Annotated in this window: 16 protein-coding genes and 2 pseudogenes; 11 read left to right on the top strand and 7 right to left on the bottom strand. The window is 69.0% G+C overall.

Going from position 1 to position 16,610, the window contains the following annotated elements; all coding sequences use genetic code 11:
* The first annotated feature begins 98 nt into the window (after positions 1–98).
* From ACSYGN_RS16960 to ACSYGN_RS16940, 5 genes are all read left to right on the top strand, one after another.
* A complete protein-coding gene (locus tag ACSYGN_RS16960) occupies positions 99–554 on the top strand; it encodes an Lrp/AsnC family transcriptional regulator (RefSeq protein WP_460396453.1) in 456 nt (151 codons plus the stop codon).
* A 38-nt stretch (positions 555–592) separates the two neighbouring features.
* Entirely contained in the window at positions 593–1,756 is a 1,164-nt protein-coding gene (gene mqnE / locus ACSYGN_RS16955) for an aminofutalosine synthase MqnE (RefSeq protein ID WP_460396451.1), read from the top strand.
* Between the two features lie 19 nt (positions 1,757–1,775).
* The gene (locus ACSYGN_RS16950) at positions 1,776–2,297 is read left to right on the top strand and encodes a GNAT family N-acetyltransferase (RefSeq protein ID WP_460396449.1); all 522 of its coding nucleotides are present in this window, start codon (positions 1,776–1,778) and stop codon (positions 2,295–2,297) included.
* Positions 2,298–2,466: 169 nt separating this feature from the next.
* Positions 2,467–2,766, top strand: coding sequence for a DUF4229 domain-containing protein (locus ACSYGN_RS16945; RefSeq protein ID WP_460396447.1), 300 nt, complete (start codon positions 2,467–2,469; stop codon positions 2,764–2,766).
* Between the two features lie 54 nt (positions 2,767–2,820).
* A complete protein-coding gene (locus ACSYGN_RS16940) occupies positions 2,821–3,465 on the top strand; it encodes a TetR/AcrR family transcriptional regulator (protein ID WP_460396444.1) in 645 nt (214 codons plus the stop codon).
* 106 nt (positions 3,466–3,571) lie between these two features.
* Here the strand turns inward: ACSYGN_RS16940 and ACSYGN_RS16935 are convergent, their stop codons facing one another.
* From ACSYGN_RS16935 to ACSYGN_RS16925, 3 genes and pseudogenes are all read right to left on the bottom strand, one after another.
* Positions 3,572–4,177: a hypothetical protein gene (locus ACSYGN_RS16935; RefSeq protein WP_460396442.1), complete on the bottom strand. Its 606-nt coding sequence runs from the start codon at positions 4,175–4,177 to the stop codon at positions 3,572–3,574.
* 162 nt (positions 4,178–4,339) lie between these two features.
* Positions 4,340–5,635 (bottom strand): annotated as a pseudogene (locus ACSYGN_RS16930) (DUF6716 putative glycosyltransferase).
* Positions 5,636–5,831: 196 nt separating this feature from the next.
* Positions 5,832–6,827, bottom strand: coding sequence for a MaoC family dehydratase (locus ACSYGN_RS16925; RefSeq protein ID WP_460396440.1), 996 nt, complete (start codon positions 6,825–6,827; stop codon positions 5,832–5,834).
* Between the two features lie 313 nt (positions 6,828–7,140).
* Here ACSYGN_RS16925 and ACSYGN_RS16920 point away from each other — a divergent pair, with 313 nt between their 5' ends.
* On the top strand, positions 7,141–9,090 hold the full coding sequence (locus ACSYGN_RS16920; RefSeq protein ID WP_460396438.1) for an AMP-dependent synthetase/ligase: 1,950 nt from the start codon (positions 7,141–7,143) through the stop codon (positions 9,088–9,090).
* A gap of 46 nt (positions 9,091–9,136) precedes the next feature.
* Here ACSYGN_RS16920 and ACSYGN_RS16915 read toward each other — a convergent pair.
* Positions 9,137–9,335 (bottom strand): annotated as a pseudogene (locus tag ACSYGN_RS16915) (DUF397 domain-containing protein); the annotation flags it as partial.
* 205 nt (positions 9,336–9,540) lie between these two features.
* Here ACSYGN_RS16915 and ACSYGN_RS16910 point away from each other — a divergent pair.
* The 3 genes from ACSYGN_RS16910 to ACSYGN_RS16900 all read left to right on the top strand — a co-directional run bounded on the left by ACSYGN_RS16910 (position 9,541) and on the right by ACSYGN_RS16900 (position 12,988).
* Positions 9,541–9,951 carry a hypothetical protein gene (locus ACSYGN_RS16910; protein WP_460396435.1) on the top strand — a complete coding sequence of 137 codons (411 nt, stop codon included), beginning with the start codon at positions 9,541–9,543 and terminating at the stop codon, positions 9,949–9,951.
* 158 nt (positions 9,952–10,109) lie between these two features.
* Complete coding sequence (locus tag ACSYGN_RS16905; protein ID WP_460403518.1) at positions 10,110–10,703, top strand: ABC transporter ATP-binding protein; 594 nt, start codon at positions 10,110–10,112, stop codon at positions 10,701–10,703.
* A complete protein-coding gene (locus ACSYGN_RS16900) occupies positions 10,700–12,988 on the top strand; it encodes an FtsX-like permease family protein (RefSeq protein ID WP_460396433.1) in 2,289 nt (762 codons plus the stop codon). The genes ACSYGN_RS16905 and ACSYGN_RS16900 overlap by 4 nt, the downstream gene beginning before the upstream one ends.
* A gap of 157 nt (positions 12,989–13,145) precedes the next feature.
* Here the strand turns inward: ACSYGN_RS16900 and ACSYGN_RS16895 are convergent, their stop codons facing one another.
* The gene (locus tag ACSYGN_RS16895; RefSeq protein WP_460396431.1) at positions 13,146–13,331 is read right to left on the bottom strand and encodes a DUF397 domain-containing protein; all 186 of its coding nucleotides are present in this window, start codon (positions 13,329–13,331) and stop codon (positions 13,146–13,148) included.
* Positions 13,328–14,185, bottom strand: coding sequence for a helix-turn-helix domain-containing protein (locus tag ACSYGN_RS16890; protein WP_460396429.1), 858 nt, complete (start codon positions 14,183–14,185; stop codon positions 13,328–13,330). Before ACSYGN_RS16890 ends, ACSYGN_RS16895 begins: the two co-directional genes overlap by 4 nt.
* A gap of 133 nt (positions 14,186–14,318) precedes the next feature.
* Between ACSYGN_RS16890 and ACSYGN_RS16885 the strand changes: the two genes are divergently transcribed.
* A complete protein-coding gene (locus ACSYGN_RS16885; protein ID WP_460396427.1) occupies positions 14,319–14,777 on the top strand; it encodes an ATP-binding protein in 459 nt (152 codons plus the stop codon).
* Between the two features lie 74 nt (positions 14,778–14,851).
* Complete coding sequence (locus tag ACSYGN_RS16880; protein ID WP_460396425.1) at positions 14,852–15,985, top strand: sugar ABC transporter substrate-binding protein; 1,134 nt, start codon at positions 14,852–14,854, stop codon at positions 15,983–15,985.
* A 400-nt stretch (positions 15,986–16,385) separates the two neighbouring features.
* Here ACSYGN_RS16880 and ACSYGN_RS16875 read toward each other — a convergent pair whose 3' ends face one another.
* Complete coding sequence (locus tag ACSYGN_RS16875) at positions 16,386–16,589, bottom strand: cold-shock protein (RefSeq protein WP_003992177.1); 204 nt, start codon at positions 16,587–16,589, stop codon at positions 16,386–16,388.
* Positions 16,590–16,610: the final 21 nt, after the last annotated feature.

Below are 16,610 nucleotides of genomic sequence, written 5' to 3'. Positions count from 1 at the left end.
CCTCGCACCTCGCTGTACGTACTTCGTTCCTTTGTCAGACCCCGCAGACTCGTGGAGATCCGTCGGGATCTCCCTCTTCACCGGAAGGCTTCGATCGCATGGACGCGGTGGACAGGCAGCTCATCCAGGCCCTGAGGGAGAACGGCCGGGCCTCCTACGCGGAGCTGGGACGCCTCGTCGGCCTGTCGGGCCCCAGCGTCACCGACCGCATCAACCGGCTGGAGGCGGCCGGTGTCATCACCGGCTACCGGGCCACGGTGGACGCGGCCACGCTCGGTCTGGGCGTGACCGCCCTGATCGGCATCTCGCTCTCGGACGCCGTCGACCACGAGGACGTGGCGCACCGCCTCAGGGATCTGCCCGAGATCGAGGACTGCTGGTTCATCGCCGGCGACGACTCGTTCATGCTCAAGGTGCGCGCGGCGGACGTCGACGGCCTGGAGCGGATCATCCGGCGCCTGAGCGGTACCAAGGGCGTCTCCCGGACCCGTACCACGATCGTGTTGTCAACGAAGTGGGAGAACAGGGTGGGGGAGCTGCCCGAGGAGGCGTAGGCGTTACGGTGGGGCGGTTGTCGGAGAAAGGTGCGGGCATGGACGTCGGGCTCAAGCGCGAGCTGGAGGAGAAGGTCAGGGCGGGTGTCCGGCTGACCCGTGAGGACGGCATCGCGCTGTACGAGTCGGACGACCTGGCCTGGCTCGGCGGCCTCGCGCACGAGGTGCGCACGCGGATGAACGGCGACGTCGTCCACTTCAACGTCAACCGCCACCTCAACATGACCAATGTGTGCACGGCCTCCTGCGCCTACTGCTCCTTCCAGCGCAAGCCGGGTGAGAAGGACGCGTACACGATGCGCATCGAGGAGGCCGTGCGGCTGGCCGGGGAGATGAAGGCGGACGGGCTCACCGAGCTGCACATCGTCAACGGCCTGCACCCGAACCTGCCGTGGCGCTATTACCCGCGCTCGCTGCGGGAGCTGAAGGCCGCGCTGCCCGGGGTGTCGCTGAAGGCGTTCACGGCGACCGAGATCCACCACTTCGAGACCATCTCCGGGCTGTCCGCCTCCGAGATCCTGGACGAACTGATGGACGCGGGGCTGGAGTCGCTGACCGGCGGCGGCGCGGAGATCTTCGACTGGGAGGTGCGGCAGCACATCGTGGACCACCGCACCCACTGGGAGGACTGGTCCCGTATCCACCGCCTGGCGCACGAGAAGGGCCTCAAGACGCCCTGCACCATGCTCTACGGCCACATCGAGGAGCCCCGCCACCGGGTCGACCACGTCCTGCGGCTGCGTGAACTCCAGGACGAGACCGGCGGGTTCCAGGTCTTCATCCCGCTGCGCTACCAGCACGACTTCGTCGACATGAAGGACGGCAAGGTCCGCAACAGGCTCCAGGCGCGGACGCAGATGGCGACCGGCGCCGAGGCGCTGAAGACCTTCGCGGTCTCCCGGCTCCTCTTCGACAACGTGCCTCACGTCAAGGTCTTCTGGGTGATGCACGGCCTCCAGACCGCCCAACTGGCGCTCCAGTTCGGTGCGGACGACATGGACGGCTCGGTCGTCGAGTACAAGATCACCCACGACGCGGACGACTTCGGCACGCCGAACAAGCTGACCCGCGAGGACCTGCTGGAACTGATCCGCGACGCCGGCTTCCGTCCGATGGAGCGGAACACGCACTACGAGATCATCCGCGAGTACGACGGCCCCGACCCGGCCCGCCGCGACGAGCCGCAGCCGATGCGGGTCTGAGGAGCGCGGAATCCGCCCCATGGCACTCGCCTTCGAACTCGACCCCGCCATGACCCCCGCCCTCTGCGACGGCGTCCTCACCCTGTGGACGGACGTCTCCAACGCGGGCGGGGCCGTCGGCTACGTTCCGCCGGTCAGTCGCGAGGACATCCGGCCCGGCCTGGTCAAACACCTCGCCGGGATGGCGGACGGCCGCATCCGGCTGCTCGTCGGACGGGACACCGCCGGCGAGGTCGCCGCCACCGCCTTCTTCGGGTTCAACACGCACCGGCTGATGACCCACTGGGTGTGGCTCTACACGGTCATGCTCCACCCCCGTCACCAGGGCGGCGGCCACGGCCGCGACCTGCTCGCCGCCGCCGCGGAGGCCGCCCGCGGCTTCGAGGGGATCGACGCCATACGCCTCACCTGCCGCGGCGGCCTCGGCCTGGAGCACTTCTACGGCTCCTGCGGCTACAAGGAGGTCGGCCGGGTGCCCGGCGCGATCCGGGTGGCGCCGGGGGACGACCGGGACGACATCACCATGCTGCTCACGTTGTAGAGGACCGCTGCGGACGGACCGCCGCTGCGGAAGACGGCGGCGGAAGTCCGCCGACCCGCCGCCAAGATCGGTAACCCGGCGTGCTTCACTGGACGATGCCGTCCGGGAAGGCCGGGGCCACAGGGCTCCGGGGGACCGGGATCGTTCGGAAACGGAAGTGCGGGTTGAGATGCTCCGCTACACGCTGATGCGCCTCGGGGTCTTCGCGGGCTGCCTCGTGGTCGTCTGGGGCCTCGTCTACACGGGCGTCGTGCCGCGCGGCCTAGGTGCCTCCAACGGCCTGTGGGTCGTCCTGCTCTCCATGGTGATCTCCGCGCCGGTCAGCTTCATCGTGCTGCGCAAGGAACGGGACCGGGCGTCCGAGCAGATCGTGGAGCGGGTCGACCGGGCCAAGGCCAACCTGGAGGCGAACCGGCGCCAGGAGGACGTGGCGGACGACGTGGCGCGGGCGCAGGGGCAGACGTCCTAGCGTCGCCTCTTCTGGCTGGGGCCCGGGTTCATCCATCCCAACTACCCTGGCCCCATGGGTGGCGTGAAGACCAAACGGATGCCGCGTGCGGTACGGGAGCGGCAGATGCTGGACGCTGCCGTACGGACCTTCGGGCAACGCGGCTATATGGCCGCGTCGATGGACGAGATCGCCGAACTGGCGGGCGTGTCCAAGCCGTTGGTCTATCTCTACCTGAACTCCAAGGAAGACCTCTTCACCGCCTGCATCCGCCGCGAGGCCGAGGCGCTGACCGCGGCCGTACGCGCCGGGGTACGGCCGGGGCTCCCCGCGGACCGGCAACTGTGGGACGGGCTGCTGGCGTTCTTCACGCACACCGCGCGGTACCCGGACGGGTGGTCGGTGCTGCATCTCCAGGCGCGTACGCATGGTGAGCCGTTCGCGGCGCAGGTACGGGCGATGCGGGAGGAGATCGTCGCCTTCGTGACCCAGCTGATCGCGGAGGCCGCACGGGAGGCGCACCGCAACCCGGATCTCCCCGAAGCCGAGGTGGCGGGCCTGGCGGAGGCACTGGTGGGCGCGGCGGAGTCGCTGGCGGCCTGGGCGAACACCGTCCCGGACACCACAGCCCGCCAGACGACGGCCACCTTGATGAACTTCGCCTGGGCAGGCCTGGGCAACCTGATGCAGGGCCGCCGTTGGGTTCCGCCCCAGCAGTGACCACCGCGGACCGCCGCACCGTGGTGCGGCGGCGGGAACGCGCAAGGGCCGCCGCACCACGCGGGTGCGGCGGTCCCCTGCGGCGCCGCGGTTCTGCCGGGGCCGACTAGTCGGCTCTGACTAGGTATTGGACGGAATCCACCACGAACTCGCCGTAGTGGAGGGCCGCCCCGATGGCCTCCAGCCGGGCGTACTGATCCGGAGTCAGCCACCTGTCACGGGCGACCACCATGGCCCGCATCAACAACCGGAAGGCCAGATCCGGGGTGCAGCGGCGGGCGCAGTCGACGAGCGCCGCCCGCACCTCGGCCTCCAGGAACCGCGCTTCCCTGATCTCGGCGACGATCGCGTCCAACTGGGCCGCACCGTCTTCCACGTCCGCCCCGGTGAGGGGACGTACGTCCGCTTTCGCGGACAATCGGGCGTCGCACAGCTCGACGACCGTGCGCGTCCACTCGGCTCCGCCCCCGATCAGCTCGAAGCTCGGCAGGCAATACGCCCCGGCATCCCACAGCACCTCCAGGGTCTTGGAGGGGAGGTTGTCGAAGAGCGTACGGGCATCGCGCCGGACGGCCAGGACATACTCGTCGTCCACGTCGGCAAGGTTTTTGGCGACGACGGCCGCCGCTGTGGGCCCGTCGTGGCACCAGTCGTGGTGGAAGAACTCCGTCACCCACGAGACACCGAAGTCGAACTCTGTGAACCGCTGCACCGCTTGTCACCTCCCTCAGATCCCCGGGCAACATCCTGGCGAACCCCGGGCACTTGACCCTCACCACCTTAAGATCCCCGATAGAGTCAAGCTAAGCGGCGCGGGGAACTGCGCGACAAGCCACCACGCACCCCCATACAAGAACCGCCCCCCGCCGGAGGCCTACGCCGCGCCCCACTTCCGCAGCGCGGGTGCAACCCGCTGGTATCCCACCCGGTACAGCCGTTTGGCCCCCCGCCGGGCCACCCGCTTCACAGCCATCCGCATGCGCCCAGCCTCCGCACCCAGCGGATCCGGCAACGGCCGCCCCGCAAGATCAAGCCCGTGCCGCCGCAGCAGATCCCCCAGATAGATGCTGGCCCGCTGCGGCGTGTATTACGGCCGCAGCGCAGGCAGCGGGGCCGCGCGCAGCGCGGCGACGCGGGCCCGCGCCGCGGCGTAAGGGTCGGTCTTCCCGATGCCCTGCGCAGCCGCCCACTCCGACCGAGCCCGCGGCAGCGCCCCCGCGTCGATGTCGTCCCACGACGCCAGACACCCCGAGTGGATGAAGTAGTGGTTGCCGTGCGCCTCACGGACGCCGAAGTCGGTGAGGATGGCGGTGGGGATGCCCCGGTGCATGGACTCCAGCGCGGCGGTGGAGCTGACGGTGACCAGCAGGTCGGTGCGGTCGAGGACCTCGCCCATGTGGCCGTAGACCAACTGGAGGTTGGCGGGGGCGGGTTCGGCGAGTTCGTCGACGAGGAGCTGGTACGGGTCGGCCTCGACGTGCGTGGTGTGCTCACCCGGCATGCTGCGCAGCTTGATCAGCACCTGCCGGTCGGGATGGGCGCGGGCGTGCCGCGCGGCCCGCTCCAGCAGTAGCAGCCGCTGCGACTTGCCCTTCGGCACGGACGGCTGGATGGCGAAGGTGAGGGTGAACGGCCGCTCGGCGGACGGCTCGTAGGGGGCGCCGTCCAGAAAGGGCAGCGCGCACTCCACGACCGACGCGGGGTCGACGCCCACGCTGGCGAACGCCTCGCCGAACCGCTCCGCGTCGTAGGCGGAGTTGGCGAGGACGACATCGGTGCCGGCGCGGGTCATGAGCCCGTCGACCATCTTCTCGTAGACCACACCGACGTAGCCGCTGACGGTGATCGGCCGCTGCTCCCGTCCGTCCCAGGCCAGCCCCAGGCTGTGCGTCAGGGTGAGGACCGTGCCGCCCACGACGGCCAGCACGACGATGTCGGCCTCGGCCAGTTCCTCGCTCTCGACGAGGTCGGCGGCCCGCAACTCGCGCCGTGAGTCGGGCTCGATGCCGATCTCGGCGAGCTGGCGCTCGGTCGGGGTGGAGCGGCCGATCAGGAAGTAGGCGTCCAGGGCGTGCCCGGGAGCGAGCTGCCGGGCCACGGAGGCACCCCACTTCCAACGGGTGTCCGAGTCGGCGATGACGGCGATGCGCGGTCTGGTGCTGGGTGGCATGGCCAGAAGGTAAGAATGCGATCTGAGGGCTGGATGAGTGCTCCCTTAAAGCATCTTGGGGAGTCTGGGAGGTGCCTGTGAGGGCGCGGCCTTTACGGGGTCATTGCCCTTGTGGGAGGGGGATTCGGCGAACGCCTCCTGCCTCGGGGTCACCGGTTGTTCGTCGAGTGTTCATGTGTGCGGGGCGGGTCTCCGGCTATCCGGAGGGGTTCAGCCGCGTCAGCTCGCCGGTGAGATGCACCCGTTCACCCGTTGCGTCGCGCAGCTCGAAGCGTCCGGTGCCGTCGGTCCGTTCGCGGTCCGTCGGATCTGTGCGGTCCGCGCCGTAGATCACCGTGCCGGGCAGCGGGACCGGTGCCCGGAAGGCGGCCCGGACCCGTGCGGCGGTGGTCTGCGGGGTGCCGTGGGCGGCGAGGCAGCGGGCCACGGTCCACATGCCGTGCGCGATGGCGCGCGGGAAGCCGAAGAGGCGGGCGGTGAGCGGGTGGAGGTGGATGGGGTTGCGGTCGCCGGAGACGGTGCCGTAGCGCCGTCCGATGTCGTCGGCGAGGTGCCATTCGGCGACGGCGGGAAGGGGATCGGGCGCTTGGCGGCTCTGCGGATCGGGGGTCTGTGGATGCGCCTGCGTCCGCGCTGCCGAATCGGGCGCGGTCCGGGCGCGGTGGCGGGCCAGGTAGGTGCTGGTCGACTCCCATACGACGACGGCGGTCCCAGCGCCCGCCGCTGCCTCGCCGTCCGTCCGCAACTCGGTGCGTACGACCGCCTCCGTGCCGCGCCGGTGCGGGGCCAACCCGGCGATGTGGACGGCGAGTTCGTACCTGCCGTGGGCGGGGAGCGGGGCATGGTGGGTGATCTCGATCGAGGTGTGGACGAGCCCGAGCAGCGGCAGCGGGAAGCCCGGCCCGCTCATCAGCCGCATGGCCAGCGGGAAGCCCAGCACGTGCGGATACGTCACCGGCAGCGCGTCCTCGCCGGTGGCGAAGCCGCAGACGCGCTCGTAGTTGCACAGCCGCGCGAGATCGATGCGCAGACCCGGCAGCGCCAGGCGGGCGGTGGGGTGGGCGGCGTCGGGGGAGGGGCGCCGGAAGGGGGAGCGCAGTGCGCCGCGGAGGAGGAGGGGGGTGAGGGCGGGGGTGCGGGTGAGGACGACCGGTGAGGCGGGACCTGACGACGTGCCTACGGCCATGTCCATGTGTGTCCCCGCTTCTTACTCTAAAGTAAGGTTACCGCGGGTAAGTCTAGGTCATGGGGGAGGGAAGGTCGATGGAGTCGATAGAGGGGACTGCACAGCCCCGGCTCCGGACGGTCCCGGAACCCGCCCCGAACCCGCACGAGCCCCCCATGTGGTCGCCGTAGCATCGCGATCATGACCGGCGCGGCAGGGGAACGAGCCGCAAACCCCACCCGACGGCCGGTGAACAACCCGGTACGCCCGGCGCGTACCCCCGTGCAGCGGAGCGGTACCCAGCTACCAGCCACCCGGCTGCAAGGCCCCAGGAGCTGCCATGCCCATCTCGTACTCGTCCACGCCCGTCCCCCCGCCCGCCGCCCAGACGGACCTCGACCACGACGGCGGCCCGGTGCTCGTGGAACCGGAGACACGGCGCCTGGACGGCGAGGTGCGGGAGGTGTCGATGCCCCCGCTGGTGCCGGAGGTCACGCACGGCTCGCTGGCAGATCTCCCCTTCGAGAACGCCGCGGTGGACCCGGACCGCCCGGTCATCAGCCGACGTGAGGCGGACGGTGGCGGCTGGACGGACCTGACGGCGACTGAGTTCGCGGCGGAGGTCCTTGCGGTGGCCAAGGGCCTGATCGCGGAGGGCCTGGCGCCGGGCGACCGTATCGCGGTGATGGCCCGCACCCGCTACGAGTGGACGCTGCTGGACTTCGCGGCGTGGGCGGCGGGCTTGGTGACGGTCCCCGTCTATCCGACCTCCTCCCTCTTCCAGACGCGCTGGATCCTCCAGGACGCGGGCGCGGTGGCCCTGGTCACGGAGACGGCGGCGCAGGCGGCGTCACTCCGCCCGGAGCGCGAACGGCTGCCGGATCTGCGGCGCGTGTGGGTGATAGACAAGGGGCATGTGGACCGGCTGAGGGAGCTCGGGGAGTCGGCGGTGCCGGACCAGGAGGTGGAGGTACGGCGCGGGATGCTGGGCCCGGGCACCCTGGCGACGCTGATCTACACCTCGGGCACGACGGGCCGCCCGAAGGGCTGTGCGCTGACGCACGCCAACTTCCTGGCCGAGGTGGACAACGCGGTCGAGCTGCTCTACCCGGTCTTCAGGGCGAAGGAAGCCGTGGAGCCCGCGACCCTCCTCTTCCTCCCCCTCTCCCACGTCTTCGGCCGCATGGTGTCGGTGGCGTGTGTGCGGGCGAGGGTACGGCTGGGCCACGCGCCGAGCCTGAAGGCGGACGACCTGCTGGCGGACCTGGCGAGCTTCCGCCCGACGTTCCTGCTGGCGATCCCGTACATGCTGGAGAAGATCTACAACAACGCGCGGGCGAAGGCGGAGAAGGCGGGCAGGGCGGCGTCGTTCGACCGGGCGGCGGGGGTCGCACGCCGCTACGGCGAGGCCCAGGAGGCGAGACAGGCGGACACCGGCCCAGGCCCGAGCGCGTCCCTCAAGGCGGCCCGCACGCTCTACGACCCCCTGGTCTACCGCCGCATCCGCAACGCCCTGGGCGGCCGCCTCCGTTACCTGATCTGCGGCGGCTCCCCGCTCGGCCGCCCCCTGGCCGCGTTCTACGCGGGAGCGGGCATCCAGATCTTCGAGGGCTACGGCCTCACGGAGACGACGGGTGCGGCTACGGTGACGCCCCCGTTGAGACCCCGGCTGGGCACGGTGGGCTGGCCGCTGCCCGGCATGAAGGTGCGTATAGCGGCCGACGGCGAGATCCTGCTCTCCGGCGGCCCGGTGTTCCGGGGCTACTGGGACCCGAACGCGGGTGGAGTCGTTCCCGCGGCGCCGGAGGGCTGGTTCCCGACCGGTGACATCGGCCGGCTGGACGACGAGGGCTATCTGACGATCACCGGCCGCAAGAAGGAGATCCTGATCACGGCGGGCGGCAAGAACGTGGCCCCGGCCCCCTTGGAGAACTGGCTCCGCGCCCACCCCCTGATCTCCCAGTGCCTGGTCGTCGGCGACCGCCGCCCCTTCGTCGCCGCCTTGATCACCCTGGACATGGACGGCATCACCCACTGGCGCCAGATGAACGGCAGACACCCGGTCCCCGCGGAACTCCTTCTCGACGACCCGGACCTCCGGGCGGTCCTCCAGCGAGCGGTGGACGAGGCCAACAAGATGGTCTCCCGCCCGGAGTCGATCAGAAAGTTCGCGATCCTCCCGACAGACTTCAGCGAACTGGCCGGCCACCTGACTCCGTCGATGAAGCTCCGCCGGGCGGCGATCCTGCGGGACTTCTCAGGGGTGGTGGAGGAGCTGTACGACCGCTAGGCACCTTCGCTGGTGGACAGCGCCAGGCGCTCCCGCTGAGGGACAGCGCCAGGAAGGCCGACCAGGTGGTGGGGAGAGGGTCGCGTGGGGGCCGGTGGGGTTCTTGGAGTCGCGGATGTGGATGGTGCGGGGGCACGGACAACCTCTACACAGTTGCCGCCCTCGCCGTCGCTGTAGGTCAACTTGCACCAGTCGTAAGCGACTTCGAGGCACCGACCACCTTCTCCGCTGGATGCGGCTCGTTTCGTGGGATGGGGTGGCCGTCGCCACCATGGTCAAGTAATCGTCATTCAAAGGCTAAGCAGCGGCAAAGAATCCCGGCCGGAAACATGATCGAAAGTGGACAGACGTGAACTGATCATGCCCATGCTCTCTTTCTCTCCTGTTAGTGTCCCGGACGGTTCCGGACCTGACCATCCGGGGCTCAGCAGAACAAACGGGTGGACCATCATGCGCAAGCTGGCAGTCGGCGCGATCGCTGCGGACCTGTTCGCCGTCAGTGCGGGGACGGCCGTCCCCGTCTCGTGGCACGACATTCCGAAGCTCTCCACCGGCGGCGCCTCGTTCACGAAGGGTCAGTACACCTTCTGGCCCTCGAACCAGAACCACGGCGCCTTCGAGTGGTCGGGCAACCTGAACGACGAGGACGACAACGACGGTCACAACGTCTACATGCAGGTTCGTGTCGAGGGCTACGACTGGAACCGCTACAACGGCAAGCAGAAGCAGAACGTCCCGCTCGACAAGCTGAACTGGGACGGCGCCGCCCTGCACACCGACGACGCCTACATACGCGTCTGCCGTGACAAGGGCTCGCTCAACCCTGACAACTGCTCGCCGACGAAGCACTACCAGAGGTAGGCAGCGCTCCGGCAGGACCTCGGGCCCAGGGGCACTCGCCCCTGGGCCCGCATGCTTCTTTGGGGGAAGCCATCAGCACGTCAGACATACTCTCCGCCATAGGAGTCGACCTCTCCTATGGCAGTCAGCCGGCCGTCCGCGACGCCTACCTCTCGGTCATGCCGGGCGAGGTCGTGGCCATCACCGGGCAGAGCGGCTCCGGCAAGTCCTCACTGCTCTACTGCCTGGCCGGCGTCCTGCCCACCACCCGCGGTGAGGTCCGCTTCGAAGGGCGCTCGCTCGGCGACCTCTCCGACGACGACATCAGCACCCTGCGCCGGGAACGCTTCGGCTTCGTCTTCCAGTACGGCGAACTGCTCCCGGAGCTGACCATCGAGGAGAACACCGCGCTGCCGCTGCGCCTGGCCGGACAGCGCAAGCGCCCCGCCCTCGCCAGAGCGGGCGAAGTGCTCGAGCGGCTCGGCCTCGGCGAGCTGCGCGAGCGTCGGCCGTCACAGGTCTCGGGCGGGCAGAGCCAGCGCGTCGCCGTGGCGCGGGCCCTGGTCCACCGGCCTGCGGTCGTCTTCGCGGACGAGCCGACAGGGTCCCTGGACAGCGCCAACGCGTCCGCCGTGCTCAAGGAGTTCCTGGGCCTCGCCCGCTCGCAGGGCACCGCGGTCATCCTGGTGACGCACGATCACGGGGTAGCCGCACAGGCCGACACCCGGTACACGATGGCCGACGGAGTCCTCACGCCCCGAGGTGCGGTGTGACGGAGTTCCTGCTCGGTCTACGGCTGCTCTTCGGCGCGGGCCGGGGCAACCGCGTACGGTTCTTCCTGATGGCGGTGGGCGGCTCCGTCGGAGTGTGCTGTCTGGCCCTGGTGCTCACCATTCCGGCGATCCTCCACGCCCACGACGGCCGTGCCGCCGCACGGCAGCCCGTCACCTCCGCCAAGGGTCCTGCGCACGGCACTCTCGTCGTCCAGCGCGACGACGCCTACGGATCCCGGTCATTCACCCGCGTGTTCATCGCCCGGGGCACCCAGGGCACACAGTCGCCCCCGCCCGGTCTGACCCGGCTCCCCGCCCCCGGTGAGGTGTTCGTCTCACCACGCGTCCATGACCTTCTGCGTGAGGCGCCTGCCGTCAAGGGCCTGCTGCCGGGAGACGAAAAGGGAGTCATCAGCAGGGCCGGGCTCGCGCACCCCGACGAGTTGTACGCGTATGTCGGCACCACCCGTGCCCGGATCTCCGACGAGGGCCGAACCCTGAAGGGATTCGGGTACGGCTACGCCCCGTTCCCAGCCGTGGAGCCGTCCACCCTGACGGACGTGCGGTTCGCCCTGGCCACCCTGGTCCTCCTGCCCTTGGCCATCTTCTTGTCCGTCTGCGCCCGTCTGTCGGCCGCCAGCCGCATGCGTCGCCTGGCGGCGCTCCGGCTGCTGGGCCTGAGCGTCAAGGGCACCCAGCGCGTGAACGCCGCCGAGACCGTGGTCGCCGCGCTGCTCGGTGCGGTGCTCGGCCTGGGCGAGTACTGGGTGCTCAACCAGGTGATGTCGAGGACGGGACTGCCCGCGCTGCGGTGGTATCCGGCCGACGGCGCGCTGTCGCCGACCACCATCGCCGTGTGCCTGATCGGCTGCCCGGCGCTGGCCTGGTTCGTGGGCCGGAAGAGCGCGCGGGAAGCCGCCGCCAATCCGCTCGCGGTCCGGCGTACGGCGGTCCCGCGGCCACCGTCCAAGTGGGGCGGCCTCCTCCTGGTCCCCGGCATGGGCATCGTGTCCGGCTTCTGCGTGAGCGGACTGCTGGGGCATCCCGCGTCGAGCGTCGGCGTAAACGCGCTGCTCGTCGTCGGCGGCGTGGTGCTGACCGGAGTCGGGCTCGTGCTGACGCTCCCGTTGATCTCATACGAGCTGGCCCGCCGGGTGGCGCGGTCCACCCAGTCCATCACGCTCAATCTGGCGATGCGGCGCAACGAAGCCGAGCCCGGCAGCACGATGCGGGTCGTCACGAGCCTCGTACTCCTCGTCTACGCCGCCTCCCTCGCCCAGGGTGTCCTCATCCAGCTGGAGCAGGTCACCCGCCCGGATGGCCCCGTGCAGGACTACTCCCTCTCCCTTTCCCACGTCACCGAGCAACAGCAGCGAGAGCTCGGCGACGTGGCCGGAGTCCGCGCCCACGCGCTCGTGATGGACTCCTGGGGCGACCGCGACAGAATGAGTCCCGCAGAGGCGATCGCGTCGTCGACCACCGCTCTGGTCGCCACCTGCGCCCAACTGGACCGGATGGTCCAGCGCTCCGAGGGCTGCGTGGACGGCAAGGTGATGCGGCTCATCAATGTCCAGAGCGCGGGGTCCGACCTGAAGCCGGGCACCACCTTCCACTTTCGCGTCTCGGGGAGCAAGTCCGATCATCTGGACATCGCTCTGCCCGCCGGGCAGATTGTCTACGGCGGGTACTCCGGGTCTTCCTCCGTCGGATTCGCCGAAATCCTGGTTCCGCCGTCGGCGTTGCCCGCACACACGCGGCCGCGCGGCGCACAACTCCTGCTCAGCAGCAGCTCGGAGCCCGGCCAGGTCCGCAAGGTCCTCGACGGCATCGGGGCAATCTCTCCTCTCGCCGACGTGGAGCCGGTCGGACTGAATGTCCAAGGCCTCGAACAGATCTCGGTCGTCGAAACCCTGCTGGCCCTCGGCATGATCATGGGGCTGGTCATCGGCGTCGCCGCCTTCCTGGTGTCCGTGACCGACCGTGCGGTCGAACGCCGCGCGCAGGTCACCGCCGTCACCCTGATCGGCGCGCGGGCGCGGACCATGCGGGCCGTGCAGTGCCTCCAAGTGGTACTGCCTCTCGGCATCGGCCTCGTCCTGGCAGTCGTCACCGGCAAGCTCGCCGAATCCAGCTACCTGATCACCGGCGGCGGCACGATCCGCTGGGACGTCGCCGGCGTCCCCCTACTGACCCTGGCGGCGGCCGGAGTGGTGGCGGCCGCGGCAGCGGGCTCGCTCCCGCTGGTCGGCCGCCGGATCGATCCGGAACTGATCCGCCGGGACTGACGGGCGAGCGGGCGGCCTGCGGGCCTGTCGGCTGCTGGCGCAGGCACGTGACGGGCCCGACCGGGAGAACCGGTCGGGCCCGTCGTGCATCGCGCAGCCGCTTCGAGGCAGTCCCCGCCTTCGCCGCTGCTGTGGCTGGACTTGAACCGAGTGAGGCTCATTGGGCACCCATGGGAGCCAGGAAGGCCGACCAAGTGGTGGGGGAGAGGGTGAGGTGGGGGGCGGTGGGGTTCTTGGAGTCGCGGATGTGGATGGTGTGGGGGCTGAGGGCGACTTCGAGGCACTGGCCGCCTTCGCCGTCGCTGTAGCTCGACTTGAACCAACTCAGCTGCTCTATGGTCATAGCTCCTTCAGAGTCTTCTCGATCAAGTCCAAGGACTCGTAGGGGTTCAGCGCCTGCGCGCGGATGATCCCATAGCGCGCGTTGAGGATGCGTACCTCTTCTCGGTCAGTGATGAGACGTGGATACCCCTGGGTCTCCATGTACCCAACTTGCTCCTGCCCCTTGGGGATGAGCAGAGTGAACGAGCCGCCCAGACAGGGGTGTTCATTGCGCCTCATAGGCATCACCTGCACGTGTACGTTGCGCATGCCTCCGATGCGCATCAGTTGTCGCAGCTGATTTGCATGCACCTCGACGCCACCGATCGTCCGCCTGAGCACAGACTCCTCGATCACGAAGCTGCAATCGACTTGTGGCCATCGGTCAAACAGCTCCTGGCGTGAGATACGGTCCGCCACGCGCTTCTCGATCGTTTCCTCGGAGAGTGGCGGGAACCGTTGGGTGAACACCGCCCGGGCGTGGTCCTCGGTCTGGAGGAGCCCCAACACGCCCGTCGCGCTGTAGTCGAGCAGGGACACGGCTTGGCCCTCCAAAGCCGCATAGCCTCGATACCACTCGGGATGCCGCGTACGCGCCCTCTTCATCGCCTTCCGGACCTCGGGGATCGGCGCCAGCAACAGCCCCTCCGCGTCCAGCAGTTCGTTCGCCTGCTCCAGCAGCTCCGGCCGGGGGACCCGTACGCCGCGTTCGATCGCGGAGATCGCGTCCGGGCCGTAGCCCACCAGTTGGCCGAATTCCCTCTGGGTCAGGCCCTTGCGTTCGCGCAGGATTCTGATCTGCTTGCCCAAGGCCACGAAGAGGTCTGTCGTTCCGTCCGCCTCCGCCGGAGTCTCCGGCCTCCGCTCCTCTGTCATGTTCGTCACCCGTCTGCCCGTCGTTGTGGTCACGGCCGACGAACCGACGGTCGACACAAAGCAGCCGTACGGCTACCCACCGTCGCCGGTTCGCACCTGGTCAGAGTAGGGACAAGCCAGCACGCTGAGTCACGTGAACTTCCAAATCTCCACCCGGATCTCCACCCAGCGGGTGACCCCCACCGCCGAACTCGCCCGGTGTTTCCCGTCCACGCCCCGGGGTGCCCGACTCGCCCGGCACTGGGCGGGGTGCCAACTCGGTGACTGGGGATACCCGCAGGACGGCGACGTCAACGACACCGCGCAGCACCTCGTCGCGGAGCTCGCGGCGAATGCGGCGACCCATGGGCGCGTGCCCGGAAGGGACTTCGAAGTGCGACTGCTCCTCCTCCCGGAGGGCATGCTGCGGATCGAGGTGAGCGACGCGCGGGGTGACCGTCCGTTGCGTTTCGAGGAGGCGCCGGACGGCGAGAGCGGGCGCGGGCTGGTGCTCGTGGCGCTGCTCTCGAACAGGTGGGGCGTCACGGAGCGCAAGATCGGCAAAACCGTTTGGACGGAAGTCAGTTGTGGTCCCGTTACGACAAAATCTTGACGGGAGATGGCCACTCACAGTTTGCTGTCCGTCACTTGGGAGCGCAGTCGCTCCCCAGTTCGGAAGGCCCCTTTGTGAAACCTGCTACCACAAGCCGAGCCACCGCGCGCAGAACCACCACCGCACTGGTCGTCTCGGTCTGCTCCCTCTCACTCGCCGCATGCGCCGCCATCACCGATGCCGGTTCGGGAAGCTCTGCTTCCCCGACCAAGCGCGACGACATCACCGTTGGGCTTCTGCTGCCCGACAGTGACACCGCGCGCTATGCGAGATTCGACTACCCCGTCATCAAGGAGGAGGTCGACTCCCTCACCAACCACAAGGGCAAGGTCGTCTACTACAACGCCGAGGCGAGCGTCACCAAGCAGAGCCACCAGTTCCAGCAACTGATCGACCAGAAGGTCGACGTCGTGGTGGTGGACGCGTTGGACGCCGAGAAGATCGCCCCGGATGTGAAGAAGGCCAAGGCGGCCGGTATACCGGTGATCGCCTACGACCGTCTCGCCCAGGGGCCGATCGACGCGTACATCTCGCACGACAACGAACTCGTCGGCGAGGTGCAGGGCCGGAGCCTGCTGGTGGCGCTGGGCTCGAAGGCGGCCACCAGCAAGATCGTCATGATGAACGGCGACCCCGCCGACCCGAACACGGGACGGTTCAAGGCCGGTGCGATCAGCCAGCTCAACGGCAAGGTCAACGTCCTCAAGGAGTACGACACCGAGAAGTGGTCGCCCGCCGCCGCCAAGGCCAACATGCGCAAGGCCATCCAGACGTACGGGCTGTCCAACATCGCCGCCGTCTACTCCGCGAACGACGGCATGGCCGGTGCGGTCATCGACGCGCTGAAGGCCGCCGGTGCGGACAAGATCCCGCCGGTGACCGGTCAGGACGCCAACCTGGACGCCGTGCAGCGGATCGTCGCCGGCACCCAGTACATGACGGTCTACAAGCCGTTCGCGCAGGAGGCGTCCAACGCCGCGAAGATGGCGGTGGCGAAGGTCCAGGGGCACACCATCGAGTTCGACGCGCTGACCCGCGACCGGGTCAGCAGCCCGACCGACTCGAAGATCCCCGCGATGCTGGTGCCGGTGATCGCGGTCACCAAGGACAACATCAAGGACACGCTGATCGAGGACGACGTCTACAAGGCCGGCGACATCTGCACCGCCGCCTACGCCTCCGCCTGCGCGGCGATCGGCCTGAAGTGATCTCCGAGTGATCCACGAGTGATCCCCGAGTGCTGCTCTGGCGATCCCCGAGTGACCCTCGGCTGACCTGATCACCCGAACATCACCCGAACGCACCACGCATCCGACACGCGGCCCGCGGGTCCAGCCTCTGCGCTGCCCGCGGGCCGCGTCCGATTTCGGCGCGATGTCGTGCGCCGAACGAGTGAGGGACAGGTGCGGGAGCGGTGAGAATTTTCTGGGAATTCATCAGATGCTGAACGGAAAGATCACTCGGTTGGTGTAGTCCGTCCAGGTGAGAGGTCATCAAAGTAAAGGTTGTGCGAAAAAGGCAGGAGCCCCGTCGCTGGAAAGCGCGGGGCTCCTTGGGTACTGCAATCGAATGACGTCGTACGACGCCGGATGACGACTTACGTCGCGATCAGACGGGGGTGACGTTCTCCGCCTGCGGACCCTTCGGGCCCTGCGTCACGTCAAAGCTCACCTGCTGGTTCTCCTCAAGGGAGCGGAAGCCGGAGGCGTTGATCGCGGAGTAGTGCACGAAGACGTCGGGGCCGCCGCCCTCCTGGGCGATGAAGCCAAAGCCCTTTTCGGCGTTGAACCACTTAACGGTTCCGGTAGCCATAAGCCCTCCTTGGGCTCACAA

The sequence above is a fragment of the Streptomyces sp. YIM S03343 genome, assembly GCF_054729195.1.
This window is presented reverse-complemented; position numbering and strand designations above follow the sequence as displayed.